Source organism: Sulfitobacter sediminis (assembly GCF_040811725.1).
In the GTDB taxonomy this organism is placed as follows: domain Bacteria; phylum Pseudomonadota; class Alphaproteobacteria; order Rhodobacterales; family Rhodobacteraceae; genus Sulfitobacter; species Sulfitobacter sediminis.
In genome coordinates this window covers 16,129-40,563 of record NZ_JBFNXX010000023.1, presented here as the reverse complement: position 1 = coordinate 40,563, position 24,435 = coordinate 16,129, and the positions used below count along the sequence as shown (strand labels likewise).

General features: G+C 63.8%; 22 protein-coding genes. 8 read left to right on the top strand and 14 right to left on the bottom strand.

Translation table 11 applies throughout. The features are described from left to right. Positions 1-154: 154 nt before the first annotated feature. The 4 genes from AB2B41_RS19880 to hemB form a co-directional block, all read right to left on the bottom strand. A complete protein-coding gene (locus tag AB2B41_RS19880) occupies positions 155-721 on the bottom strand; it encodes a lipid-binding SYLF domain-containing protein (RefSeq protein ID WP_367879573.1) in 567 nt (188 codons plus the stop codon). Between the two features lie 120 nt (positions 722-841). Beyond that, on the bottom strand, positions 842-1,150 hold the full coding sequence (locus AB2B41_RS19875) for a hypothetical protein (protein ID WP_367879572.1): 309 nt from the start codon (positions 1,148-1,150) through the stop codon (positions 842-844). A gap of 24 nt (positions 1,151-1,174) precedes the next feature. Beyond that, positions 1,175-2,620 carry a hypothetical protein gene (locus AB2B41_RS19870; RefSeq protein ID WP_367879571.1) on the bottom strand — a complete coding sequence of 482 codons (1,446 nt, stop codon included), beginning with the start codon at positions 2,618-2,620 and terminating at the stop codon, positions 1,175-1,177. An 81-nt stretch (positions 2,621-2,701) separates the two neighbouring features. After that, positions 2,702-3,700 carry a porphobilinogen synthase gene (gene hemB / locus AB2B41_RS19865; RefSeq protein WP_367879570.1) on the bottom strand — a complete coding sequence of 333 codons (999 nt, stop codon included), beginning with the start codon at positions 3,698-3,700 and terminating at the stop codon, positions 2,702-2,704. A gap of 121 nt (positions 3,701-3,821) precedes the next feature. Between hemB and AB2B41_RS19860 the strand changes: the two genes are divergently transcribed. Together AB2B41_RS19860 and mfd are read left to right on the top strand one after the other, a co-directional pair. Beyond that, positions 3,822-4,349: a component of SufBCD complex gene (locus AB2B41_RS19860; protein ID WP_367879576.1), complete on the top strand. Its 528-nt coding sequence runs from the start codon at positions 3,822-3,824 to the stop codon at positions 4,347-4,349. A gap of 31 nt (positions 4,350-4,380) precedes the next feature. Further along, positions 4,381-7,863 carry a transcription-repair coupling factor gene (mfd, locus tag AB2B41_RS19855; protein ID WP_367879569.1) on the top strand — a complete coding sequence of 1,161 codons (3,483 nt, stop codon included), beginning with the start codon at positions 4,381-4,383 and terminating at the stop codon, positions 7,861-7,863. On the opposite strand, the gene AB2B41_RS19850 is transcribed toward mfd, so the two are convergent. The 4 genes from AB2B41_RS19850 to AB2B41_RS19835 form a co-directional block, all read right to left on the bottom strand. After that, on the bottom strand, positions 7,860-9,062 hold the full coding sequence (locus AB2B41_RS19850; RefSeq protein ID WP_367879568.1) for a multidrug effflux MFS transporter: 1,203 nt from the start codon (positions 9,060-9,062) through the stop codon (positions 7,860-7,862). The two genes, mfd and AB2B41_RS19850, sit on opposite strands and share 4 nt — an antisense overlap. A 126-nt stretch (positions 9,063-9,188) precedes the next feature. After that, on the bottom strand, positions 9,189-9,614 hold the full coding sequence (locus AB2B41_RS19845; protein ID WP_367879567.1) for an adenylyltransferase/cytidyltransferase family protein: 426 nt from the start codon (positions 9,612-9,614) through the stop codon (positions 9,189-9,191). A 313-nt stretch (positions 9,615-9,927) separates the two neighbouring features. After that, the gene (locus tag AB2B41_RS19840; RefSeq protein WP_367879566.1) at positions 9,928-10,569 is read right to left on the bottom strand and encodes a DsbA family oxidoreductase; all 642 of its coding nucleotides are present in this window, start codon (positions 10,567-10,569) and stop codon (positions 9,928-9,930) included. After that, positions 10,566-12,065: a class I adenylate-forming enzyme family protein gene (locus AB2B41_RS19835; RefSeq protein ID WP_367879565.1), complete on the bottom strand. Its 1,500-nt coding sequence runs from the start codon at positions 12,063-12,065 to the stop codon at positions 10,566-10,568. Before AB2B41_RS19835 ends, AB2B41_RS19840 begins: the two co-directional genes overlap by 4 nt. Positions 12,066-12,130: 65 nt before the next feature. Between AB2B41_RS19835 and AB2B41_RS19830 the strand changes: the two genes are divergently transcribed. Beyond that, complete coding sequence (locus AB2B41_RS19830) at positions 12,131-12,754, top strand: helix-turn-helix domain-containing protein (RefSeq protein ID WP_367879564.1); 624 nt, start codon at positions 12,131-12,133, stop codon at positions 12,752-12,754. Positions 12,755-12,905: 151 nt separating this feature from the next. Here the strand turns inward: AB2B41_RS19830 and AB2B41_RS19825 are convergent, their stop codons facing one another. Next, positions 12,906-14,627, bottom strand: a complete 1,722-nt coding sequence (locus AB2B41_RS19825) for an extracellular solute-binding protein (protein WP_367879563.1) — start codon at positions 14,625-14,627, stop codon at positions 12,906-12,908. 405 nt (positions 14,628-15,032) lie between these two features. On the opposite strand from AB2B41_RS19825, the gene AB2B41_RS19820 reads away from it, so the two are divergent. Continuing rightward, on the top strand, positions 15,033-15,806 hold the full coding sequence (locus AB2B41_RS19820; RefSeq protein ID WP_367879575.1) for a 3-hydroxybutyrate dehydrogenase: 774 nt from the start codon (positions 15,033-15,035) through the stop codon (positions 15,804-15,806). A gap of 9 nt (positions 15,807-15,815) precedes the next feature. Then, positions 15,816-16,847, top strand: a complete 1,032-nt coding sequence (locus AB2B41_RS19815; protein WP_367879562.1) for a patatin-like phospholipase family protein — start codon at positions 15,816-15,818, stop codon at positions 16,845-16,847. A gap of 11 nt (positions 16,848-16,858) precedes the next feature. Here the strand turns inward: AB2B41_RS19815 and AB2B41_RS19810 are convergent, their stop codons facing one another. The 4 genes from AB2B41_RS19810 to AB2B41_RS19795 all read right to left on the bottom strand — a co-directional run bounded on the left by AB2B41_RS19810 (position 16,859) and on the right by AB2B41_RS19795 (position 20,390). Continuing rightward, positions 16,859-17,626: a DUF502 domain-containing protein gene (locus tag AB2B41_RS19810; protein WP_367879561.1), complete on the bottom strand. Its 768-nt coding sequence runs from the start codon at positions 17,624-17,626 to the stop codon at positions 16,859-16,861. Between the two features lie 105 nt (positions 17,627-17,731). After that, on the bottom strand, positions 17,732-18,652 hold the full coding sequence (locus AB2B41_RS19805; protein ID WP_367879560.1) for a pseudouridine-5'-phosphate glycosidase: 921 nt from the start codon (positions 18,650-18,652) through the stop codon (positions 17,732-17,734). Continuing rightward, positions 18,649-19,533 carry a PfkB family carbohydrate kinase gene (locus AB2B41_RS19800; RefSeq protein ID WP_367879559.1) on the bottom strand — a complete coding sequence of 295 codons (885 nt, stop codon included), beginning with the start codon at positions 19,531-19,533 and terminating at the stop codon, positions 18,649-18,651. Before AB2B41_RS19800 ends, AB2B41_RS19805 begins: the two co-directional genes overlap by 4 nt. 41 nt (positions 19,534-19,574) lie before the next feature. After that, a complete protein-coding gene (locus AB2B41_RS19795; RefSeq protein ID WP_367879558.1) occupies positions 19,575-20,390 on the bottom strand; it encodes a DUF4198 domain-containing protein in 816 nt (271 codons plus the stop codon). Between AB2B41_RS19795 and AB2B41_RS19790 the strand changes: the two genes are divergently transcribed. Then, positions 20,389-21,579 carry a HupE/UreJ family protein gene (locus AB2B41_RS19790; protein WP_367879557.1) on the top strand — a complete coding sequence of 397 codons (1,191 nt, stop codon included), beginning with the start codon at positions 20,389-20,391 and terminating at the stop codon, positions 21,577-21,579. The genes AB2B41_RS19795 and AB2B41_RS19790 overlap by 2 nt on opposite strands. Here AB2B41_RS19790 and AB2B41_RS19785 read toward each other — a convergent pair. Then, positions 21,576-22,196, bottom strand: coding sequence for a thiamine phosphate synthase (locus AB2B41_RS19785; protein WP_367879556.1), 621 nt, complete (start codon positions 22,194-22,196; stop codon positions 21,576-21,578). The two genes, AB2B41_RS19790 and AB2B41_RS19785, sit on opposite strands and share 4 nt — an antisense overlap. A 114-nt stretch (positions 22,197-22,310) precedes the next feature. Here AB2B41_RS19785 and AB2B41_RS19780 point away from each other — a divergent pair, with 114 nt between their 5' ends. Both AB2B41_RS19780 and ctaA read left to right on the top strand, forming a co-directional pair. Next, a complete protein-coding gene (locus AB2B41_RS19780; RefSeq protein WP_367879555.1) occupies positions 22,311-23,063 on the top strand; it encodes an RNA methyltransferase in 753 nt (250 codons plus the stop codon). Positions 23,064-23,285: 222 nt separating this feature from the next. Further along, positions 23,286-24,434: a heme A synthase gene (gene ctaA, locus AB2B41_RS19775; protein WP_367879554.1), complete on the top strand. Its 1,149-nt coding sequence runs from the start codon at positions 23,286-23,288 to the stop codon at positions 24,432-24,434. Position 24,435: the final 1 nt, after the last annotated feature.

Here is a 24,435-nt window from a genome sequence, read left to right as displayed (position 1 = left end):
CCTCCTGAACAGGATGAATCAGAAAACACACCTCATGGGAATCCCCTTTGATTCAACGAAAGATGGAACCGCTCTAGCATGAAATGAGAAAAGCGCGCTGCATCAGTAGTTTGCGGCGCGCTTTTGACTGTCAGAATGGTTAGATTGTGACGGATCAGGGGATGATGCGCGTGTATTTCGTCCCTTCCAGCGTCGCGCCCACGCGCAGGCCCGCGCGGCCGAAGACGGCGGCGAGTACAGGGGCGAGCACCGTGGTGGTATCGGCGGCCACGCTGTCACCGCGGTCCGAGATCACGTATTCCAGATCAGCCCCTGCGGCCCAGCCGGGAGAGCGGCGGAAGTCCATCAGGGCGGCCTCGGTCATGAAGAAGAGCACGTGGGCATATTGCTGCGCGCCGATCTGCAACCCGCCGGAGCCCTTGACCACCGAGTAGTAGTCCACCGTGATGTTGTCCACCAGCAGCGCGCCGCGCCCGTAGGCGCCGCCGAGGCCGAGGCCTGCTTCGGTCACCAGCGGCATGACCAGCATGCCGTTCGCCTTTTGCGCAAGCTGCACGGTGTTGGGGTAGCTGCGGTACATTTCGTCCAGCGTCGCGTTGACGCGTGCGTCGATCAGCTGCGATCCGCGTCCGCCGACGCCGTTGCCGCAGGCCGCGAGGGCCGAAGTGGCCGCGAGGGCGCCAAGCCCGAAGGCCCGCCGCGTGAAGGTTGGATGTGTCATATGTCTGCCCGTCAATGTTGCCTGATGCCGGTTTGTCCGACTTGGGCACCATGATAGGCGGTTTTTCGCGCCCTGTCATGGGCTTTGCGCCCATGGGCGAAAAGGTGCTGCCGGTGCCCTTCAGCCGAGGGCAGGTTCCTCGCCGAAGGGGTAGGGGCCGTTCTCGAAGAGATAGGCAAACACCTCTTCGAGGTGGTCGAGCCAGGCCTCTCCGTCCTCGAATTCCATCTCGGTCAGCTCTTCCCAGGTGTCGATGTCCGTGCCTTCGCCCGCCAGCGTGTCCGACAGCGCGTTGGCATAGGCTTCGGCCACCGCATCGTTTGCGGGTTCCTCAAAGAACGCTTTCATCTCGGCAAGATCATAGGCCTGCACGTTGAGATATTTGGCGGTGTATTCGCGCAGTACATCCATCGGGCTTGCATCAGCCATGGGCGGCACCTCCGGTCATCTGGGTCATGGCTGGCCGCCTCCTCCGCCACCGCGTCGGCGGCGGTTGCGGCGGGGCCTTGGGTTGGCCGGGCGTGGTGCCGGCGGCGGCGCGGGCGGGGCGACCGGCTTGGGATAGAGTGTGACAAGCCGCAGGGTGCCGTCATCGAGCAGGTCGTAGATGGCCCGGCAGAGGCTGTCTGGGCCCCAGTTGGCATCGACGCATTCGTCGGGCCGGTTGTTGCGGGTCTTCTTCTTGACCCCGTGTACGAAGGTTTGCCAGTTGTTGCCCAACACATCCTTGAGCTTTGCGTCCATGGCCGGCAGGCGGACCGGCCTGCTGCCCTTGGCGGGTGGCTTGAGCCCGGTGTCGTCGATGTGCTTCAGCGCCTTGGTGCGCAGCTCCATCTGGCTGTCGACATAGGCGCCCTTGTCAAGAAAGCTCGACGCGCTGAAGGCGGGCGCGCCATGCGAGGGCTGGCCGGTGCGCGGGTTTTTCTGGTTCATCACCCGGTCTTCGAGATTGTCGCGGGTGAGGCCCGGGCCGTGGTATTCGGGTCCGTGGCTGCGGGGCGGCTTGTCGACGTGGTCGTAGAACATGTCGTCCATCGCCTGTTTCATCGCCTTCAGGGCATCGATGTTCTTGGGCGGCGGTGTCTTGTTCATCGCCTCCTTGAGCGCCTTGCGCATGTCGCGCATCTCGGGCATCGCGCGGTCCATGAAGGCGGGGTCGGATTTGACCTGCGCAGCGCAGGTCTTGACCAGGCTGTCGAGCTTGCCGAGTTTTTCCGGATCGCTCCCCGCCGCCTTGATCGAGTCCACGATCACGACCGGGGAGGGCGTGGCGGAGATCAGCTTGTTGAGCGCGACCAGCGTCTTTTTCGCCGCATCGGGGTTCTTGGCCTTCATCGCCTTCTTGAAGAGATCGAGGGCCGTGTCGAGCTTAACCTTGTAGTCCTTCGGCGCGGAATTGAGGCTGCGCAGAAGCGGCGTCCTCATCGCCTCGAAAGCCTTGAGGACCTTGGCAAGAACAACCTCGATGTCCTCACCGATGTCGGGTGCGGCGTCGGGTGCTGCCGCGGCGGCGCCTTCCTCCTCGTCCTCGCCCGCATCGAGCACGCCGCCGTCCTCGGCCAGCAGGCGGACCTTCTTGCTGATGCCGCGCACCTGCAAGAACTTGCGGAATGCTTTGGCGAAATTGGCAGGGGTCGAATCCGGGTCCTCGACGATGAGGTCGATCACCGTGCCCGCCGCGCCGTCGAGCATGCCGACGGCCCCCTTCTGCGAGGCGCCATCGGCCTTGCAGAGCTGGCGCATCTGGGATTTCGACTTGGTCTTGTGCGCGTGGAAGATCAGGTCATCGGGACCGTGAAAGAGCGCGAAGCTGTGCGGCTTCTGCTTTGAGGCGGCAAGGATTTCCTTGATCTCCTTGGCTTCCGCCGCAAGCTCTGACTTCGATTTCTTGTTGGCCACGGCAGATCCCCTTGGCCCAGAGTAAATGGACCTGCGCGAGTCGCGTCAAGCGCACAATGCCGGGGGGCGGGGCGCGGCGGATCAGCCGTTCATCAGGCGGGCGACGGCCGGGGCAAAATAGGTCAATACACCGTCACATCCCGCGCGCTTGAAGGCCATCAGGCTTTCGAGCATGACTTTTTCCTCGTCGATCCAGCCGTTCTGCGCAGCCGCCTTGATCATCGCGAATTCGCCCGAGACCTGGTAGGCAAAGGTCGGCGCGCCGAAGGTGTCCTTTACCCGGCGGCAGATGTCGAGGTAGGGGAGGCCCGGTTTGACCATAACCATGTCGGCCCCTTCCGACAGGTCGCGCGCCACCAGCCGCAGCGCCTCGTCCGAGTTGGCGGGGTCCATCTGGTAGGTGTTCTTGTCCCCCGTCAGCGCCCCCGACGCCCCCACCGCGTCGCGGAAGGGCCCGTAGAAGGCCGAGGCATACTTGGCGGCATAGCTCAGGATCATCACGTCCTGATGCCCCGCGCCCTCGAGTGCTGTGCGGATCGCGCCGATCCGTCCGTCCATCATGTCCGACGGCCCGATGATATCACAACCGTTCTCGGCCTGCGCCAGCGCCATCTTGACCAGCGCCTCGACCGTGCGGTCGTTCACGATGATCCCGTCCTCGACGAACCCGTCGTGGCCGTTGATGTTGTAGGTATCAAGGGCCACGTCGCTCATCACCGCCATATCCGGGAACTTGGCCTTGACCGCGGCAATGGCGCGGTTGGCGTGGTTCTTGGGGTCCCAGGCCCCGGCGCAATCCTCGGTCCGCTCCTCGATGCCCGTATAGGGAAAGATACATATGGCCCGCAGCCCCAGCGCATGGGCCTCTGCCGCCGCCTCGACCACCTTGTCGACCGAGCGGCGCATGACGCCGGGCATGGAGGGCACAGGCTCCTCGATCCCTTCGCCTGCCCGCACGAAGACGGGCCAGATCAGATCACCCGGATCGAGCGCATTCTCGCGCACCAATGCGCGCACGGCGGGCGTGGCGCGGGTGCGGCGCAGACGGGTGGCGGGATAGGGGGCTTGGACCGGGTTCATGCAAAAATACCTCACTGACGTGCGCCCCTTGTCTTCACACGAAAAATCTGGGCGCTCAAGGGTAGGAATCGCACGAAAGCTTGGGTATGTGCATCGGACTCCTACCCGCCGGGGCACGACATTGGACTGGTACCAGACCCTCTTTGAACTGATCGACATGCGCTCGTTCTCGAACCTGTGGTTCTGGATCGTGCTGGCGGTGGTCTGGTCGACGGCGAGCCACTGGGTGTTGGGCGTGCCCTACGACATGGTCCTGCGCGCCAGACGGCAGGGCGGGCAGGCCGAAGCGGACCTCGAGGATATGGTGCGCATCAACATCAACCGCCTTCTCTACATCGGCCAGGTATCGGGCCTGTGGCTGGCGGGCTTTGCCTGTTTCCTGCTGACGATGCTCGCGCTTCTGGGCTTCGTCTACGGGGTCGAATTCGCCCAGGCGCTCTTTCTTCTCGCGTTCCCCCTGTCGATCGTCGGGATGCTGAGCCTGTCGACCGCGCGGCTGATCCAGGCCGAGGAGGCGACGGGAGAGCTTTTGTTCAAACGGCTGAACCGGCACCGGCTCTTTACCCAGCTGATCGGGATGGTGTCGATCTTTGTCACCGCGCTCTGGGGTATGTACCAGAACGTCTCCGTCGGGCCGCTTGCCGGTTGACAGGGCGGGCGTAAGCCCCAATTGAGACGCCATGGCAGAGCAGAGCAAGATCACCCTTTCCGGCGTACCCGAAGGATACGACGCACGCGCCGTCCTTGACGAGGTGGCGCGCGGCGCACCCGTGCTGCATGTCGCCCGCGATGACAAGCGGATGGCGGCGATGCAATCCGCACTGGCCTTCTTCGCGCCGGATATGCCGGTGATCACCTTTCCCGGCTGGGATTGCCTGCCCTACGATCGCGTGTCGCCCAATGCCGATATTTCGGCACAGCGCATGGCGACGCTGGCGGGGCTCGTGCACGGGATGCCCGAGAAATTTGTGCTGCTGACGACCCTCAATGCCGCGACACAGCGCGTGCCCGCGCGTTCCGTCCTGCGAGATGCCGCTTTCACCGCCCGTGTCGGTAGCCGCATTGACGAGGAAGCCTTGCGCAATTTCCTCGTGCGCATGGGGTTCGTACAAAGCCCCACGGTGATGGAGCCCGGCGACTACGCCATTCGTGGCGGCATCATCGATATCTATCCGCCGGGCGATCTGGGGCCTGTGCGCCTCGATCTCTTCGGCGACGTGCTGGACGGCGCGCGGCGCTTCGATCCGGCGACACAGCGGACGACCGAAAAGCTCGACGTAGTGGAGCTGGCGCCCGTCAGCGAGATCATCCTCGACGAGGCGGCGATCACCCGGTTCCGCCAGAACTACCGTATCGAATTCGGCGCGGCTGGCACCGACGATCCCCTCTACGAGGCGATCAGCGCGGGACGCAAGCATCAGGGGGCCGAACACTGGATCGCCTTCTTCCACGAAGAAATGGAGACACTCTTCGACTACCTGCCCGGTGCCACGGTCACGCTGGACGATCAGGTGACGCCTGCGCGGCTGGCGCGGTGGGAAAGCATCGTGGACCAGTACGAGACGCGCAAGATCGCCATGGCGAACCGCTCCAAGATGGACAGCGTCTACAAGCCCGCGCCGCCAGAGGGAAAATACCTCGATGACGAGGCTTGGCTGCTGGCGACGGCTGACAAGCGTCTGATCCAGTTCAAGCCCTTGCCGCAGCCAACCGGCCCTGGCGTTCTTGACGCGGGCGCGCGGATCGGGCGCAACTTCTCGCCCGAGCGGCAGCAGGAATCTGTCAGTCTTTTCGGGGCGCTGGCCGACCACGTGCGCCGCAAGCTGGACGAAGGCCCCGTGGTCATCGCCAGCTACTCCGAAGGCGCGCGGGAACGTTTGACCGGCCTGATCGAGGACGAGGGGCTGGCCGAGACGATCCCGATCCCCAACGGCACCCGCATCGGCAAGCGCGGTCTGCATCTCGCGGTCTGGGGGCTGGAGCACGGCTTTGAGGCACCCTTCGGTGACAAGCGGCTCACGGTCATCTCCGAGCAGGACGTGCTGGGCGACCGCCTGATCCGCGCGCCCAAGCGTAAGCGGCGGGCCGAGAACTTCCTGACCGAAGCGCAAAGCCTCACGCCCGGCGATCTGGTCGTCCACGTCGATCACGGCATCGGCCGTTACCTAGGCCTCGAGGTCGTCACCGCAGCCGGAGCGGCGCATGAATGCCTGCTGCTCGAATACGCCGAGGGCTCGAAACTCTACCTGCCGGTCGAGAACATCGAATTGCTGTCGAAATACGGCCACGAGGAAGGCCTGCTCGACAAGCTGGGTGGCGGGGCGTGGCAGTCCAAGAAAGCCAAGCTCAAAGAGCGCATCCGCGAGATGGCCGACCGGCTCATCCGCATCGCCGCCGAACGCGCGCTGCGCAAGGCCCCGGTGCTGGAGCCACCGCCCGGCATGTGGGACGCCTTCTCGGCCCGCTTTCCTTACGAGGAAACCGACGACCAACTGCGCGCGATCTCGGACGTCATCGACGACATGACCAGCGGCAATCCCATGGACCGCCTGATCTGCGGTGACGTGGGTTTCGGCAAGACCGAGGTCGCCATGCGCGCGGCTTTCGTCGCCGCCATGTCCGGCGTGCAGGTCGCCGTGATCGCGCCGACCACGCTGCTCGCCCGCCAGCACTACAAAAGCTTCGCCGAAAGATTCCGGGGCTTCCCGATCAACGTCCGCCAACTCAGCCGCTTCGTCTCCGCCAAGGAGGCTGCCAAAACCAAGGAAAGCATGGCGAAAGGCACCGTCGATATCGTCATCGGCACCCATGCGCTCCTCGCCAAAGGGATGAAATTCCAGAACCTCGGCCTTCTCGTGATCGACGAAGAACAGCACTTCGGCGTCCAGCACAAGGAACGCCTGAAACAACTACGCACCGACATCCACGTGCTTACGCTCACGGCCACCCCGATCCCGCGAACGCTGCAACTGTCCCTCACCGGCGTCCGCGACCTCAGCATCATCGGCACACCGCCCGTCGACCGCCTCGCGATCCGCACCTACGTCAGCGAATTCGACACCGTCACCCTGCGCGAGGCACTCCTGCGCGAACACTATCGCGGCGGCCAGTCCTTCTACGTCGTGCCGCGCATCAGTGACCTGCCCGAGATCGAAGCATTCCTGAAGGAACAATTGCCGGAACTCACCTACATCGTCGCCCACGGGCAAATGGCGGCGGGCGAACTCGACGACCGGATGAACGCCTTCTACGACGGCAAGTACGACATCCTCTTGGCGACAACCATCGTGGAATCCGGCCTCGACATCCCCACCGCCAACACAATGATCGTCCACCGCGCCGACATGTTCGGCCTTGCGCAACTCTACCAGATCAGGGGCCGCGTGGGCCGCTCCAAGACGCGGGCCTATGCCTATCTGACCACCAAACCGCGCGCCAAGCTGACCGCGACGGCCGAGAAACGCCTGCGGGTTCTCGGCTCGCTCGACACACTCGGCGCGGGTTTCACGCTCGCATCCCAAGACCTCGACATTCGCGGCGCGGGCAACCTTCTGGGCGAGGAGCAGTCAGGCCAGATGCGCGACGTGGGGTTCGAGCTCTACCAATCGATGCTGGAAGAGGCGATTGCCAAGATCAAGGCGGGCGAAATGGAAGGCCTCTCCGAGGCCGACGACCAGTGGGCCCCGCAGATCAATCTCGGCGTGCCGGTGCTTATCCCGGAAGATTATGTTCCGGACCTCGACGTACGGTTGGGCCTCTACCGACGGCTCTCGGCCCTCTCGACCAAGGTCGAGCTGGAAGGCTTTGCCGCCGAGCTGATCGACCGCTTCGGCAAGCTGCCCAAGGAGGTGAACACGCTGATGCTCGTGGTGCGCATCAAGGCGATGTGCAAGCGCGCGGGCATCGCCAAGCTTGACGGCGGGCCTAAGGGTGCGACGATCCAGTTCCACAATGACAAGTTCGCCTCGCCCGAGGGGCTGGTGAAATTCATTCAGGACCAGCGCGGCCTCGCCAAGGTCAAGGGCAACAAGATCGTTGTCCGGCGCGACTGGAAGAAGGATGCCGACAAGATCAAGGGGGCCTTCGCCATTGCCCGCGATCTGGCCGAACATGTGATTGCGAAGGAAAAGAGCGTGTCGAAGGCCAAGGAGCCGGCGGCCTAATCGGCTACCGCCAACCGCGCCTCGACCCGGCCGAGATACCGCATCAGAAGGAAACCGAGGCTTGCCATGATCAGGACCGCGGTGACAAGCGGCGTGATTGTCCCGTTGAAGAGCAATCCCACGGGCGAAGCCACCGCAGCGGCCAGCACCGTGGAGACGGCGCTTACCACCGAAGCCGAGATGCCCGCGATATGGCCCATGGGTTCCATCGCGATGGCGTTGAGATTGCCCAGCGTCAGGCCGGCCTGGAAGAACAGGCAGGTCTGAAACACGACGAAGGCGGCGAACCCGTAGGGTTCGGCCAAGGCGCCGAGATCGAGGACCAGCATGGTGGAAGAAAGAATGATCTGCGCGCCCAGGGTGATCGTCACCAGCAGTCGCATGCCGTAGCGGCCCACGATGGCGGCGTTCAGGAGACTGGCGCTGCCCGCAAGGATCGCAACGGCGGCGAACCAGAGCGGGAAGGTCTCAGCCCGGTTGTAAACCTCGTAGTAGATGGGCTGCACCATCGTCAGCATGCTGAAGAGCATCGCCATCGCGAGCGACTGGACGAGGATCGACACGCGGACCGAAGGGTGCTGAAAAATCTCCCGCACGGCGGCAAGAATGAGATGCGGCCGAAGCGGGCGGCGGTTCTCGACCGGCAGCGTCTCGGGCAGCCGGATGCCCATCCAGATCAGCGTCAGCATCGAGAACAGAATGAACGCGAGGAAAATGCCACGCCAGCCGAAGCCTGCGATAATCATCGCGCCGAGCAGGGGCGCAACCGCCGGGATCAGGGTGAAGATCATCATCACGATGGACGTGATCTTGGCCATGTCGCGCCCGGCATAGAGATCGCGCACGATCGCCACCGAGACAATCCGGGGACCCGCCGCGCCCAGCCCCTGAACCACCCGCGCGGCGAGCATGACCTCAAGCGAATTGCTGGCCCAGGCTACAGCGGCCGAAAGCACGTAAAGCCCTGATCCCAAGACGATTATGCGTTTCCGACCATAGGCGTCCGACAGCGGCCCGGCGATGAAGGTTCCCACCCCCATCCCCAGAACAAAGGATGTCAGGATCAGCGGCGCGCGATGGGTGTTTTCGGGGGCCAGGTCGCCTACAATCTCAGGGAGAGCGGGGAGCATTGCGTCGATTGAGAAGGCAATCGTCGCAAACATCATCGCAATCAGCGCTACAAATTCAATCCGGCTCATTGGAAAGGATTTATGCGAAGGCGTCACGATTAACTCCGGTTGGCCGTGCCACCGGAGCGACACACTACGGCGTTAATGGCTAACCGAAGGTTGAGTGCGGTACAATGCCTACAAATAAAAAAATAATCATATTGCGATGTGTTGAGGGGTTCCGTCTTCGTAGTGGGTAGAATGCAGAATCGCGCGCCGTGGAAGGTAGGTGACCTGCGCGATATCTTTCAGGTCATCGAAGTGCCCCTCATGTGCCGAGTCCATAACCAGGTTGCACACGTCATAGTTGATGATATCGGTGCGTTTCTGAGCGGCCGATATCTCGGGGATCACCCGGGAAACGAAGCGGCAGCTTTGCAGGAGCGCGCGCCGATCATCGAAAGAGAAACGGCAGGGAATGCCCGTCTCGCGGGCAAACTCGTCCGTGGCGAGGCCGACGATCAGCTCGCTGCTCTGTGCTGCAGCCTGCCGGAGGAAACGAACGTGACCCTGGTGAAACCCGTCGAAGCGACCATAGGTCAGAACGGTGCGGGAGGCACGCTTAAGGCCGGGCATCGTCATGAGGAAATGGCAGGCAGGACTACCCCGGACGGACCCGGGGCAAGCCCCCGTACCGTCTTGGTTTCCGTGTGATGTCCTGCGCGTGGGAGCCGCGCGAGCAGGCGCAGGGCGCTGTCCACGAGGGAGTGTTCGAGCCTGGAGGGGTGGTGTTGCGGCGATCTCGCCGTCAATCCGTCTGTTCGAGAGGTCATCTGTCCGCCTGATCTGCCTTGAACGGGGTCTATGCCCCTTGGGTTTGAATCCTAGGGTCGTGCCGTCGGCTTGGCAAAGCAATGTTGCCGCCGCGGGACGCCCTGTGGCGCATCTGCCATAGTCAAGCGGTGGCGGTGATTTCCGCGATGACTTTTTCCCAAAGCTCGGGCGGCTGCGCACCCGGCACGGCGTGCTGGTTGGCGACGATGAAGGTCGGCACCGAAGTGATCCCCATGCGGCGGCTGTGCGCGTCGCGGTCGCGGATATCCTGAGCGTCGACGTCCGATTGCAGCAGGCGGCGCACGATAGCGGCGTCCATCCCGATGCTGTCGGCAATATCGGCAAGAACCTCGGTGTCGCCGATGTCGCGGGCCTCGACGAAATAGGATGTGAAAAGGGCCGAGACCGCCGCCGTCTGACGCCCCTCGATGCCCGCCCAGTGGACCAGGCGGTGCGCATCGAGGGTGTTTGGCGTGCGCTTCATGTCCTCGAAGTTGATCTTGAGCCCGGCTTTCTCGGCATGTTGCACCACGGGCGCATAGGCACGCACGGCACCTTCCTTGCCGCCGAACTTGCCCTCGAGGTAGGCGCGCCGGTCCATGCCTTCGCGCGGCATGTCGGGGTTGAGCTGGAACGGGTGCCATTCGATGGCGAATGGATGATCCGGATGATTGGCGAGCGCGCGGTCGAGGTAGGTCTTGCCGATATAGCACCATGGGCAAATCGGGTCAGACATGATGTCGAGTTTAACGGTCTGGCTCATTGGTGCCTGGCCTCGAATTGGGCACGCAGGGCGCGCCGCAGGAGTTTGCCGTTCCCACTGGTGGGCAGGCTGTCGACGTGGACATAAAGGCGGGGCTGCTTATAGCGTGCCAGGTGTTCCTGCGCAAATGCGTCCAGGATGCCCTCATCGAGGGGAGCTGCGGCGGTATAGAAGGCGGCGATGACCTCGACGTCCTTCTTGATCTCAACCGAGGTTACGCCAACCCCGGTGATACCGGGTGCGTGCAGAAGTGTGGCTTCAACCTCGATGGGCGAGACACGAAAACCGCCGGCGTTCATCATGTCGTCGTTGCGGCCCAGGTAGGTGATCTGGCCGTCGTCGTCCATCACCGCCTGATCGCCGGTCAGGAACCATTCGCCCGCGTATTTTGCCGCAGTCGCTTCGGGCTCGCCGAAGTAGCCAAGCATGAGGCCCGGATCGCTGCGGTGGATGGCGATGGTACCGGGGGTGCCCGCAGGGACAGGACCGTCCGCGCCCATCAGGCAGACCCGGCGGCCGGGCTGCGCGGTACCGAGCGCACCCTCCTTGGCGGGCGTGTCGGGCGAGCCGGAAATGAAGGTCGAACATTCGGACATGCCGAAGGCTTCGTAGACCATCTTGCCGGTGGCCGCGTTCCAGGCAGCCCGCACCGAGGGGGCCATCTTCTCGCCGGCGCTCAGCCCGTGGCGCAGGTCCGGCAGGTCGAGCCTGTCGCGGTCTTTCAGCAATTGCCGGAAGACGCCGGGGGCTGCCGCAAAGATCGTGGCGCGGTGGCGGGCCATGAGTCCGGGCAGGTCCGAAGCGGGGATGCCCGGCGCGGGGATCAGGGCGGTCGCGCCGATGGTCCAGGGGTCCATCAACCCGGTGCCAAGCGTGTAGGTCCAGTTGAAGGCACCCGCGTGCAGAACACGGTCGTCTGCGCGCAATCCGTACCATCCGTTCCACATCATCCGGCGTGCCCAGATTGCGCGGTGCGCGTGCATTACCGCCGAGGGTTTGCCCGAGGTGCCCGAGGTGTAGATGATGTACCCCAGCCTGTCGGGGTCGCCCATGTGGAAGTCCGCCGGCGGCAGGGCGCGCATCGCGCGTAGCTCCTCAAGGCCCACCGTAAGGGAGATGTCGGGGCAGGGCACTTCGGGGTCGCGCAGGATGAGCTTGGGCGCGACGGTCGCGATGATCTTGTCGACCTCCGGCGCGGTCAGGGCGGCGGCGGTCGGCACCGGGACAAGTCCGGCCGCAAGCGCGCCGAGATAGGCCAGCGGGAAATCGGGCGTGTTGCCAAGCCGCATCAGAACGATATCGCCGGGGGCAAGTCCACGGGCCAGCAGTCCTGTCGCCGTGCCGCGCACCGCCTGAACGACATCGCGATAGGTCCAGTCTTCGGCGTGGTCAGGATAGAGAAGCGAGAGCGCGACCTTGTCCGGCTGGGTCGCACCGGCCCCCAGCACGTAGGCGGCCATGTTGAAAGGATCGGGGCAGGGGGCAGTCACATCCATGTGCGTTCCGCTAGCGCAGGGCGGTCCGCGTTGCAAGGCGGGACGGCGGTGGATATATCGGCGCCATGAACAAGGACGCAGGCCAGAACATGATCCGCATCGCCCGCGAGGGCGGCGAGAGCCAGAGCGCGCCCCCGGTTGACCTGGGCGCGCGGGTGCGCGAGTTGCGTAAGGCGCGTAGCTGGACGCTGGAGCAGGCCGCCAAACAGGCGGGGCTGGCCCGGTCGACCCTGTCAAAGATCGAGAACGGGCAGATGTCGCCCACCTACGATGCGCTGAAGAAGCTTGCCGTGGGGCTGGAGATCTCGGTCCCCCAGCTGTTCACGCCACCAGCGGCCGAGAAGATCACCGGCCGCATGGCGGTGACGAAATCGGGCGAGGGATCGGCCAAGGCAACGACCACCTACGAGCATGAACTTCTGGGCGACAGTCTGCGCAAAAAGCAGATGTTGCCCTACCGCGCGCGGATCCGGGCCCGGTCGATGGAGGAATTCGACGGTTGGGTGCGGCACGACGGGGAAGAGTTTCTCTATGTGCTGACCGGTGTGATCATGCTTTTTACCGAGTTCTACGAGCCGGTGGAGCTGCGCCGGGGGGACAGCGCCTATTACGACGCGACGATGGGACATAACGTGATCTCCGTCAGCGCGGAGGACGCGACGATCCTGTGGGTCACGTCGCTGGTCTGAAACGGTGTTTCCGGTTGTGAGCTCGACTGGGGCTCTGCCCCAGACCCCGGGACTTTATGTGGCCAGAAAGAGGGGCCGGGAGGGCTCTTGAATCTGGAGTGCGGTGTTTCGGACCTGAGGGCGAGGAAATGGTGCGTTGTGTGGCATGGCCTCAGTTTCCGGAGGTGTCCCACCACCATACCTCGGGCATGAAATTGGGGCCGTCTCCGTAGATCGGGATGCGGTCCGGGTATCTCATCTCGGCCCGGTGGGCGATCAGCCCTTCGTCGAATTGCCAGAAGGGGATGACATAGCGTCCGGCGGTCAGCACCCGGTCGAGCGCGCGTGTGGCGGCGGTGAAGTCCTCGGTCGTACGCGCTGCAAGCATGGCGTCGATCATCGCATCGACAGCGGGGCTTTGCACGCCCATAAGGTTGCGCGACCCCTCTTGCGAGGCGGCCTCCGACCCCCAGTAGAACCGCTGTTCGTTGCCCGGTGAAAGCGAGAGCGCGCGGCGGAAGTGGGCCATGTCGAAGTCGAAGCTGTTGACCCGCGCGGTCAGTTGCGCCTCGTCCACCGTTTCGACGCGCGCGTCGATGCCGAGGCGGGTGAGGGCCTGCACGTATAGCTCGGCGATCTTGGTGTGCTCCGCGTTGCCCTTCGACAGCAGGATCGAGAAGGACAGGGAATTGCCCTGTGGATCGCGCATGGTGCCGTCTTGGGCGGAATAGCCTGCGGCCTGCAATTGCTTCATGGCCGCGCGGATGCCCGCGCGGTTGCGCGCCGAGCCGTCGGCGACGGGCAGGGCGTAACCGCTGAGTGCACCTTCAGGGAGGCTATCTGCGAAGGGTTCGAGCAGTTCTGCCACGGCGGCCGGGGCCGGACCGGGCTGCATTGCGAGGACGGAGTTCGAAAAATAGGAGCCGATGCGCGGTAGTGCGCCGCCGGTCAGGGTTTCGTTGATGTACTCGAAGTTGAAGGCATGGATCAGCGCGTCCCGCACGCGCCAGTCGTCGAAGGGCGCGCGGCGGGTGTTCATGACAAAGCCGGTCATGCCCGAGGGTTTTTGATGCGGAAAGGTGGATTTGACCACCTCGCCCCGGTCGATCGCGGGGAAGTCGTATTGTGTGGCCCAGGTCTCGGCGTTGAATTCACGGACCGCGGAAATCTCACCGGCCTTGAAGGCTTCGAAAAGCACGTTGCCGTCGCCGTAGAAGTCGATGCGGATGCGGTCGAAGTTGTGGGTGCCGCGCCGGAAGGGGACATCCTTGCCCCAGTAGTCCGGGTTGCGGGTGAGCGTGACCTGCCGACCGGCGTCGTAACCGGTGATCGTGTAGGGACCGGTGCCAAGCGGTATGTCGCCAAGCGGGGCGTTGGCGAAATCGCGCCCCTCCCATTGCGCCTTGGAGAGGATCGGGCGCATACCCGCGAGCATTGCCAGTTCCCGGTTTGCGGTGTTGAAGGTGATGCGGAGGCTGCGCGGACCCGTGGCCTCGATCCTGTCGATCTGACGCCAGAGACCGTGGTATTTCGGATGCCCCTCGGTGCCCAGAAGTCCGTAGGAAAAGATCACGTCCTCGACGGTAACGGGGCTGCCATCCGAGAAGCGCGCCTCCGGGCGGAGCGTGAATTCAACCCACGCGCGAGAATCGGGGACGTCGACCGATTCGGCCAAAAGACCGTAAAGGGCGAAGGGTTCGTCCCAGGATCGGCCCATCAGGCTCTCATGGGTAAAGTGTACCAACTGCCATGGCGCGGTGCCCTTGCGGACGAATGGATTGAGACTGTCGAAGCCGCCCGCGTTGCCAAGCGTTATCTCGCCGCCCTTGGGCGCATCAGGGTTCGCGTAGGGTAGAGACACAAAATCCGGTGGGAGGGCAGGGTCTCCGTACATAGATAGCCCGTGTTGCGGGGCGGCAGCCGCCAGGCCGGTTGAGAGAATCAGTGAAGAAATCGCCGCAACGCCCCGCAGCCTCAAGAAAAAATCTATCGCCATTTTCGCAACAGTCCCGCTCTGCCCTTGTTTTCTTGGCCCTATGGTTAGAAGGGCCGCGCGGCTAATTCAAACTTTATACTTGGCGATTGGGGCATGATCTCTTATAAAGGGGTCACTGCTCGATAGGTTTCTTGCCTGTATGAAACCTGCCTCAATAACTTAACGCCAGCCTCGCGCTGGCGTTTTTTTTGTCTGGGCGGCAGCGCTTGCAACCAATCCCGAAGATGTGCGTTTCCTTCTGCACAGCAGCGCGGCATGATGCGGCTGCAGAATTATCGCAAGGAGACAGACATGGCGTTCACGATCGACCTTTCAGGCAAGACGGCGGTCATCACCGGCTCGAATTCCGGCATCGGCCTCGGGATCGCGTGGGAGCTGGCGCGGGCGGGCGCGGATGTGGTTCTGAACTCCTTCACCGATAACGAGGAAGACCACGCGCTGGCCAAGGAAATCGCGGACGAGACGGGGGTGAATGCACGCTACATCCAGGCGGATATGTCAAAGGGCGATCAATGCCGCCGTCTTATCGAGGAGGCTGGGCGCTGCGATATCCTCGTCAACAATGCGGGCATTCAGCATGTGGCCCCGATCCCGGAATTCCCGGTCGATAAATGGGATGCAATCATTGCAATCAACCTTACCTCGGCTTTCCACACCACAGCGGCCGCGCTGCCGATAATGCGCGAGGCGGGCTGGGGCCGCGTGGTCAACATCGCCTCGGCCCATGGGCTGACGGCATCGCCCTTTAAGGCGGCCTATATCGCCGCCAAGCACGGCATCGTGGGGCTGACCAAGACCACCGCGCTGGAGACCGCGCAGGAGGATATCACCTGTAATGCGATCTGTCCGGGTTACGTGCTGACGCCGCTGGTGGAAGCGCAGATCCCCGATACGGCGAAGAAATACGATATGTCGGAGGAAGAGGTGACGCAGAAGGTGATCCTCGACCGGCAGCCAAGCAAGGAATTTGCGACGGTAGAACAGATCGGCGGCACGACGACCTTCCTCTGCTCCCCGGCGGCGGCGCAGATCACCGGAACGACGATCAGCGTCGACGGCGGCTGGACGGCGCTCTAGGCCGGGGCGATGGCGAAGAAGCGGATCAACCTTGCCCTTCAGGGGGGCGGCGCCCACGGGGCTTTTACCTGGGGCGCGCTTGACCGCCTGCTGCGCGATCCCGACATCGAGGTTTGCGGGATCTCTGGCACCTCTGCGGGCGCGCTGAATGGTGCGGCGTTGAAGGCCGGATGGGTCACGGGTGGCGCCGAAGGTGCGCGTGAGAACCTTGCCTGGCTCTGGGAACAGGTGGCGGGTGTCACGGACCTGCGCATGGCCGACTGGTTGGCGCCGCTCGGCGTGGGCGCTCTCAGCCGTGCGATTGAATACTCCTGGCCGGTAGTCGTTTCCGACGTCGTCTCGAACGTCACGTCTCCCTACGCTTTTGGGCCATTCTACCGCAATCCGCTGACGGATATCGTCAGCAAGTTCGACTACGAGCGCGTCTGCAACAGGGTGGCGCCTCTTCTCTACATCTGCGCCACCCGTGTCAGGAACGGCAAGATCAGGGTCTTCTCGGGCGACGAGATTTCAGCGGAGTCGATCATGGCCTCGGCCTGTCTTCCGACGCTTTTCCAGGCGGTTGAGCTCTATGACAGCGAGACGGGGCAGAAGGAGGCCTTCTGGGACGGGGGCTATACGGGCAACCCGGCCCTGTTCCCGCTCTTCAACCAAAATCTGCCCGACGACGTGGTGATCATCAACATCAACCCGCTGGAGCGTGACGACCTGCCGGTGACGCCCAAGCAAATCCAGAACCGCATAAACGAGATCAGCTTCAACTCGAGCCTGTTGCGGGAACTTCGCGCTATCGAATTCGTGCAGCGTCTGCTGGATCGCGGCACGATCGAGGAGGGCACCATGAGCCGCGTGCGCGTGCACATGATCGCCGATGACGTGCTGATGGAGCAACTTTCGGTGGCCACCAAGCTGGTGCCTAACCCGGCGATCATTGCGGCGCTTCGCGAGGCCGGCGAGCGGGCGGCGGAAGCGTTTCTGGAGCAGCACAAGGACAAGATCGGCACGGAAAGCAGCGTTGATCTTCGGGAGATGTTCGGCTGATTGCGCGGGCGTTAGCCCTTGCGACGTTCTTTTTCGCTTTTGCTCATCGTGTCCGGCAGGGGCAATACATCACTTTTCGCCGCCTTGGGACGTTCGGGCGGATAGACGAGGCCCGCTGAGATCACCAGCTTGGCCGCATCCTCGACCGACATATCAAGTTCGATGACATCGGACTTCGGGAAGAACAGTAGAAAGCCCGATGTGGGGTTCGGTGTCGTGGGCAGAAAGACCGATACCATCTCCTCACCCGGTTCGCCCGATTTCGCGGTGATCTCGCCCTTGGCGTCTGTCGAGATGAAGCCAAGCGCCCAGATGCCCCGGCGGGGGTATTCGATCAGGCAGGCCTTCTCGAAGCTGCGTTCGGACTGCGCAAAGATCGTCTCGGATATCTGCTTGATGCCGGAATAGATGGTGCGCACCACCGGCGTGCGTTCGACAAGGCTTTCTGCCATGCGGATGAGCGAGCGCCCGATGAAGCCCTTGGCGACCCATCCCACGAGGATCGTGAAAATCAGGAAGATCACCACGCCGAGGCCGCGCACGTTGATCTGCAACGAGGGGTCCAGGCCAAAGAAATCCTGGATCATCCGGTCGGGATGATAGGCCTTGGGTACCAGAGGCAGCACGAAGCCGTCGATCCAGCCCACAACCGACCAGATCAGCCATATCGTGAGCCCGACCGGGGCGATCACGACGAGTCCCGTCAGGAATGACGCGCGCAGCGATCCCAGAAGCGTATGCTTGTGATGGGGAGGCTCGACGTCGAAGGGCGTGTTCATGGAAAGTCGTATCCGTGCATAGACCGTGAATAATTAAGTGGTTTGCGTCGGAACAACAATGGTTCTGCGCTCTGCGCCCCAAAAATTCGCCGGGATGACGATGTTTTAGGCAGTGGTTGTTCCGAGTGCCGCCGCAATACGGGCGGCGAGGCGGGCATTGTTGCGCACCAGCGCGATGTTTGCGGTCAACGACCGGCCTTCGGTCAGCTCGAATATGCGTTGCAGCAGGTAGGGCGTGACGGCCTTGCCCTTGATTGCGTGCGCATCGGCGTCGCGCTGTGCCTGTGCAATGATCGGGGCGAGCTCGGCGGCAGGAATTTCATCCGCCGTGGGGATCGGGTTGGCGACAAGCTGGCCGCCGGGCAGCCCCATTCGGGCCCGGGTCAGGTGGGCAAGCGCAATATCGGCAGGATCGTCAAGCCGCAGCGGCGCCTTGTGTGGCGAACTCGCGGACCAGAAGGCGGGGAACTTGTCCTGGCCAACGGCAATCACCGGCACGCCCTGTGTTTCAAGCACTTCCAGCGTTTTGGCTACATCCAGGATCGCCTTTGCGCCGGCCGCAACCACGGTCACGGGGGTCTGCGCCAGTTCCATTAGGTCGGCGGAGATGTCGAACGTGTTCTCGGCCCCCCGGTGCACGCCGCCGATGCCGCCGGTGGCAAAGACGGCGATCCCTGCAAGATGGGCGGCGATCATCGTCGCGGCAACCGTTGTGGCTCCGGTGCGGCCCGTGGCGATGCAGACTGCCATATCCGCGCGGCTGAGCTTTGCCACGCCTTTCGCCTCGCCCAGTGCCTCAAGCTGCGCGTCCTTGAGCCCGATCATCAATTTCCCGTCGATCACTGCGATCGTGGCAGGGCAAGCGCCTGCCTCGCGCACGTCTGCCTCGACCTGGCGGGCCACCTCGATATTCTGGGGGTAGGGCATGCCGTGGGTGATGATCGTGCTTTCAAGGGCGACGACAGGTGTGCCGGAAGCGCGCGCCTCGGCCACTTCGGCACTGAATTTGAGCGGGAACTTGGTCATATGCGGGTCTCTCCGGAGACATAGAGGGCGGCGGCCTCGAGCGCGTCGTGCAGCGCCGTATCGGCATCGCGGCCTTTCAGCTCGGCCGAGATATGCGCGGCCATGAAGGTATCGCCCGCGCCGGTGATCCGGGCCACGTGTACTTCGGGCGGGGTCTGGGTGATCAACCCCTCGGCGCTGCCAACGGTCGCGGGCGCGCCGCCGTGGGTGACCACGGCGCGGACCGCGCCCCGGTCCAGCAGGCCCTGAGCCGCCTCGGCCGAGGTGGCAAAGGCGGTCTGGCAGAGCAGCCCCGCCTCTTCGAGGTTCACGTAGAGGGTGCCACGCCGCGCGAGGATGAAGGGAGTAAGCCGCAGCGCCTTGCCGGGAGAGGCGGGGGCGACGCGCAGGTCGGCGGCTTCCAGCAGCGGGCTTTGCGCCATCTCGCCCAAGAGATCGAGGGTGAGGTTCCCGTCAAGCGCAACGGCGCCCTTGTAAGGTACGGGCAGGCTACCGTCGCTGAAGGGACGCAGAATCTTGTCGCCTGCCGCTTCAAGAGAATGGGCATCCGCAATCGCCGCGATCAGCCCGTTCGCCCCTTCGACGGCCATGTACTTGTCGGTGGGCAGATCGTCGGAGCGATAGATGTAATCGGTGATCAGCCCGCGCATCTCGCAGGCATGGATGAGCGCGTCGCCTTCGACGTCCCGCCCTACGGCGCTGAGCAATCCGGGGGTCAGGCCGAAGCGGGCGAGCGCCATGGCGATGTTTAGGGCCACGCCCCCGGGCAACTGCGTGATCCGGCCAGGCATGTCGGCGCCCTGGTGCATCTTGGCCTCGGACCGGCCGATCATGTCCCAAAGGACGGAGCCGATGCAGAGGATGTCGGGGGGCGTGGTCATGGGCGCGATCTAGACCGCTGCGGGGCGCGATGGCAAGCGGCCTATTGCGGCACCTCGAAGGTCAGCGCGGCCCAAAAGGTCTCCCACAGGATCGGCAGGTCGGGTTTGTCGCCCGTGTCGGGCGATTTCTGCAGGACGACCGCATCGAAGAGATATTCGTGACCGGGCGTGACCGGGATTTGTGCCTCGCCGCTGGCATCGGTGCGGTACAGGGTCACGGTCACGGTGTCATCCGGGGCGCGGTCGAAAACCTCGACCTGCGCGTCGGGACGGGGTGTGCCATCCAGCAGCACCGAGACCCGCATGACATTGTCGAAGTCTCTGTCATAAGGATTTGTCAGAGCGACGAATTCCGTCTTAAGCCCTGCCGCCCGGTCGGTTCCCATGCCATCGCCCACGGCAAACAGCGCCTTGGCGTGACGGGTATAACGTTCGCGGAACATCTCCTGCGGCCAGCCGGCCGCGATGTGATCGGCCTCGGCGCTGGCGAAATCCTTGTGCTCGGCGAAGGCAAGGAACTTCTCCCATTCGCGGTAGGTGACAAACGCGGGCGTTGTTTCATGCACGACAACCGTCAGCCCGTCCTTTTCTGGCGCGGGAATATCGAGCGCCGGGGAATCGCCGGCACGCGGGGTGATGGGGCTCACGCCGTCCTGCGTGATCATGTCGAAACGTGCCGAACTCCGGTCGAAGAACGACAACGTCGACCCCCTGAAAAGTTGCCCGTTCTTGAACTTTGCCTGTAGCCTTTCGCCCGCATCCACTTGATAACGCTCTGGTTCGATCCAGAATTCATGGGCAGCGGCCGAAACTGGCAGGACCAGAAGGGCAAACAGGAACAGACGGGGCAGGATCATGCGCATTTCTCTCACTCACTCACGGCTCAAGCTGGCGCTTCTGGCACTATTGTCAACGGTGATCCTAAGCTTGGCAAGCGGCGCGCGCGCCCATGAGGTGCAGCCGACCATCGGCGATCTCAGCGTCGCTGATGGTCAGGCGGAGTTGATCTTGCGTATCAATCTCGAGGCGTTCCTTGCGGGTATCGACCTCGACGCGGTGCAGGACACCAACGACGCCGAGAACGCCGGGGATTACGACAGCCTGCGCGCCTTGCCGGGCGACGAAATCGCCGGACGCGCCCCGCGCCTGCTGGAGGGCTGGAATGCGCTGCCTCTTCTGTCGGTCGATGGCAGCCCGGTTGTCCTGGAGAGCGTTGAGGTGACGGTGCCGGAAGGCATAGACGAAGAGCTCGCGCGCGTTTCGGAATGGAGACTGCGCGGCGCGGTGCCGGAGGGCGCGCAATCGGCGACGGTCATCTGGCCTTCGGGCGCAGGCGCCATGGTGCTGCGCCAGCAGGGGGTGGAGGCCCCGTTCACTGGCTACCTGAATGGAGGCGATACCAGCCCGGAGGTCGCCCTTGGCGGCGGCGGTGCACAGAGCGGCTGGGAGGCATTCGCCAGCTACATACCCGTGGGTTTCGACCACATCCTGCCGCAGGGGCTTGACCACATCCTCTTCGTATTGGGGCTGTTCTTTCTCTCTACCCACCTTGGCCCGCTTCTGTGGCAGGTGTCGGCCTTTACGCTGGCGCATACGGTGACACTGGCACTGGGGGCGCTGGGGTTGGTGAACATCCCCGGCAGCATCGTGGAGCCGTTGATCGCCGCCTCCATCGTCTACGTGGGCGTGGAGAACATCTTCGTCTCGGGCCTGAGCCGCTGGCGACCGCTCGTGGTCTTCGGCTTCGGGCTGTTGCACGGTCTTGGCTTTGCCTCGGTCCTCGGCGAATTCGGGCTGCCGGAGGGACAGTTCATCCCGGCGCTGATCGGGTTCAACGTCGGTGTCGAGGTGGGTCAGTTGGCCGTGATCGCCATGGCGGCGGTGCTGATCTGGTTTGCAACGAAGGCGGCGCAGGTGGCACGGCTGGAAGGCAGCGAGGGGGCGGTGCGGGACTATCCGGTGATGTTCCGCGCGGTGTCGGTCACCGGGTCGCTGCTGATCGCCGTGATCGGCGCATGGTGGGTGGTGGAGCGGGTTTTTCTCTAACCCATTTCCCGGATGAGCGCGGCCAGGGCGGCCTTGGGGTCGTCCGCCGCCCATATCTCCTCGCCGATGCCGAAAAAGTCGGTGAAAGGGGCGAGGGTGCGGACCGTGGCCGCGTCGAGGTCGCCTTCGGCGACCACCGGCACTTCGATCATCTCGGACCACCACTGGAAGAGATCAGATTCGGCATAGGAGCCGTCACCCAGCGTACTTGGCCTTACCGGGCCGAAGCTGACGTAATCCGCACCGGCCTCTCCGGCGGTCATGCCGTCGTGTCTGGAATGGCCGCAGAAGCTGCCGACGATGGCGTCGTCGCCGAGGGCCTTGCGGGCGTTGCGCACTGAACGTGCCGCATCGCTGAGATGGACGCCATCAAGACCAAGCCGCTCCGCTAGAATGAGGTGATCGGCGATCACGAGGGCCACGTCTCGGGAGTGAGTGATCTCGCGCAGCGCGTCGCCTGCGCGCGACAGCCGGTCCTCTTCACGGGTGGCCAGGGCCAGGCGGACGCAGGCGATTTCGTGTGCGTCGAGCACCGTGGCGAGGTCCCGCGAGAAACTGCTCAGCTCTATCTCGGGCGGTGTGATGAGGTAGATCTGCGGCTGATCGGGGGTATCCATGGCGGCGTCCTTGATGCACTTCGCGCCTGACTAGCCCAAGGTTCGGCAAAAGAAAACTCCCCGCAGCACGCCACACGCTTGCGGGGGGCGGGGCGCGCGCGTAAGAGGCGGGCCATGTCGGACCCGGTCGAAAATCCCGCCATCCCCGCGATGGTGCTCGTACGTCCCCAGATGGGTGAAAACATCGGCGCGGCCGCCCGCGCCATGTGGAATTTCGGGCTCGATCACATGCGGATCGTCGCACCCCGCGACGGCTGGCCGAACCCGGCGGCGGTGGCTCTTGCGGCGGGGGCAGGGCGGCTTCTGGACGAGGCGCGGCTTTGTGCCGACCTGCCCGAGGCGCTGAAGGATGCCGATTTCGTCTTTGCCACCACGGCGCGGGACCGCGACCTGACCAAACCGGTCTACAGCCCCGAGGCCGCCATGGCCGAGGCCGCGACGCGGATTGCCTCGGGGCAGCGGGTTGCGGTGCTCTTCGGGCCAGAGCGCGCGGGGCTGGAGAACGAGGATATAGCGCGGGCAAATGCCATCGTGACCGTGCCGGTCAATCCGGCATTTCCATCGCTGAACCTTGCGCAGTGCGTCTTGCTGATAGGTTACGAATGGCGGCGGCAGACCACCGAAGTCATTGCGCGCGACGAGGAGATGGCGGGCACCGACTGGGCCTCGGGCGAGGAGGTCGAGCATCTCGCCGCCCATTACGAGGAGCGGATGGAGGAAGCGGGTTTCTTCTTTCCCGAGCACAAGGTCGCGTCAATGAAGGTGAACCTGCGCAACATGTGGTCGCGGATGCCGCTCACACGGGCGGACGTGCAGATGCTGCACGGGATGATGCGGCAGATGGTGCGCTGGAAGGATCGGTTCTGAGCGCTGGCTGGCAGGCCCTGGCAGATTGAGCGGGCAAGCCCGCGTTCGGTTTATTGATTTTTCCTCAGGAAAAATCTGTGCGAGGCGCTGCCTCGCGCTCCGGGACTTTATGGGGCCAGAAAGACGGGTGGCTTGCGACATATTTTCGGAGGATGGCGGGAGCCCTAGACCTTTGGGAGTTGGTGGCTTACCTGTCTGGCGCAAGCGAACGAGAGGCGGAAGATGGCTGAGAAACGCAAGCTTTTCGAGGAAGTGGGCACTGCGGAGGCGGCACGGCCCGTGGCCCAGACCGGTGTAATCGACCGGGGGCGGAGTACCGTCCGGGGGGCGATACGTGTCTGGCTGATGATCCTGTTTGCGCTGGTCTTCGTGATGATCGCCGTGGGTGGGATGACGCGGTTGACCGACAGTGGTCTGTCGATCACTGAATGGCGCCCCATTACCGGGGCGATCCCGCCGCTCAGCGACGCGGACTGGGCCTCGGAGTTCGACAAGTACAAATCCATCGACGAATTCCAGTTGCAGAATAGCTGGATGACGCTGGCGGATTTCAAGGTGATCTACTGGTGGGAATGGGGGCATCGGCAACTGGGCCGGGTGATCGGCCTTGTCTGGGCTGTCGGTTTCCTGTGGTTCCTGCTGCGCCGCCAGATTCCCGCAGGCTGGACCGGGCGGCTTCTGCTGCTGGGCGGACTGGGCGGCCTACAGGGGGCCATCGGTTGGTGGATGGTCGCATCGGGCGTGACAACCGGCGAGGGGATGCTTGACGTGGCGAGTTACCGGCTTGCGACGCATCTCGGGCTCGCCTTCGTGATCCTGGGGTTCATCACATGGTACGTGCTGGCGCTGGGACGTCCGGAGCGGGACCTGATGCAGGCGCGCCGGGCGCGGGAGGGCAGGCAGTTCGGCCTGGCGACGGGGCTTTTGCATTTCACCTTTCTACAAATCCTGCTGGGCGCGCTGGTCGCGGGCATCGACGCAGGCCGTTACTTTGTCGACTGGCCGCTGATGCAGGGGCAGTTCTTTCCGCCCGAAGCCTTCAACCTCGAGCCCGCTTGGCGCAACTTCTTCGAAAACCCCGGACTGGTGCAGTTCATGCACCGGATGAGCGGCTATCTGCTGTTCGTGTTCGGCGTTGTGGTCTGGCTGCGGGGGCGCAAGTCGGCGCATGCGCGCACGCGTTATGCGTTCAACCTCGTGATGGCCGTGCTGACCCTGCAGATCGCCTGGGGCATCTTTACCGTGCTCTATGCGGCCCCCGTCCATATCGCCCTGGTCCACCAGGCGCTGGCGGTGGTGCTTTGGGTGTTGATCCTGCGGGCGCGGTTCCTGAGCGGCTACCCGATTGTGACATCCCTGAGAGGTGCCTGAG

Coding starts and splice junctions, on each gene's coding strand:
- AB2B41_RS19805 (WP_367879560.1), bottom strand. CDS start 18,652: ATGACCAAGTTCCCGCTCAAATTCAGTGCCGAAGTGGCCGAGGCGCGC.
- AB2B41_RS19835 (WP_367879565.1), bottom strand. CDS start 12,065: ATGGATGTGACTGCCCCCTGCCCCGATCCTTTCAACATGGCCGCCTAC.
- AB2B41_RS19795 (WP_367879558.1), bottom strand. CDS start 20,390: ATGATCCTGCCCCGTCTGTTCCTGTTTGCCCTTCTGGTCCTGCCAGTT.
- AB2B41_RS19815 (WP_367879562.1), top strand. CDS start 15,816: ATGGCGAAGAAGCGGATCAACCTTGCCCTTCAGGGGGGCGGCGCCCAC.
- AB2B41_RS19780 (WP_367879555.1), top strand. CDS start 22,311: ATGTCGGACCCGGTCGAAAATCCCGCCATCCCCGCGATGGTGCTCGTA.
- AB2B41_RS19840 (WP_367879566.1), bottom strand. CDS start 10,569: ATGAGCCAGACCGTTAAACTCGACATCATGTCTGACCCGATTTGCCCA.
- AB2B41_RS19845 (WP_367879567.1), bottom strand. CDS start 9,614: ATGACGATGCCCGGCCTTAAGCGTGCCTCCCGCACCGTTCTGACCTAT.
- hemB (WP_367879570.1), bottom strand. CDS start 3,700: ATGAACCCGGTCCAAGCCCCCTATCCCGCCACCCGTCTGCGCCGCACC.
- mfd (WP_367879569.1), top strand. CDS start 4,381: ATGGCAGAGCAGAGCAAGATCACCCTTTCCGGCGTACCCGAAGGATAC.
- AB2B41_RS19850 (WP_367879568.1), bottom strand. CDS start 9,062: ATGAGCCGGATTGAATTTGTAGCGCTGATTGCGATGATGTTTGCGACG.
- AB2B41_RS19830 (WP_367879564.1), top strand. CDS start 12,131: ATGAACAAGGACGCAGGCCAGAACATGATCCGCATCGCCCGCGAGGGC.
- AB2B41_RS19790 (WP_367879557.1), top strand. CDS start 20,389: ATGCGCATTTCTCTCACTCACTCACGGCTCAAGCTGGCGCTTCTGGCA.
- ctaA (WP_367879554.1), top strand. CDS start 23,286: ATGGCTGAGAAACGCAAGCTTTTCGAGGAAGTGGGCACTGCGGAGGCG.
- AB2B41_RS19880 (WP_367879573.1), bottom strand. CDS start 721: ATGACACATCCAACCTTCACGCGGCGGGCCTTCGGGCTTGGCGCCCTC.
- AB2B41_RS19825 (WP_367879563.1), bottom strand. CDS start 14,627: ATGTACGGAGACCCTGCCCTCCCACCGGATTTTGTGTCTCTACCCTAC.
- AB2B41_RS19810 (WP_367879561.1), bottom strand. CDS start 17,626: ATGAACACGCCCTTCGACGTCGAGCCTCCCCATCACAAGCATACGCTT.
- AB2B41_RS19875 (WP_367879572.1), bottom strand. CDS start 1,150: ATGGCTGATGCAAGCCCGATGGATGTACTGCGCGAATACACCGCCAAA.
- AB2B41_RS19785 (WP_367879556.1), bottom strand. CDS start 22,196: ATGGATACCCCCGATCAGCCGCAGATCTACCTCATCACACCGCCCGAG.
- AB2B41_RS19800 (WP_367879559.1), bottom strand. CDS start 19,533: ATGACCACGCCCCCCGACATCCTCTGCATCGGCTCCGTCCTTTGGGAC.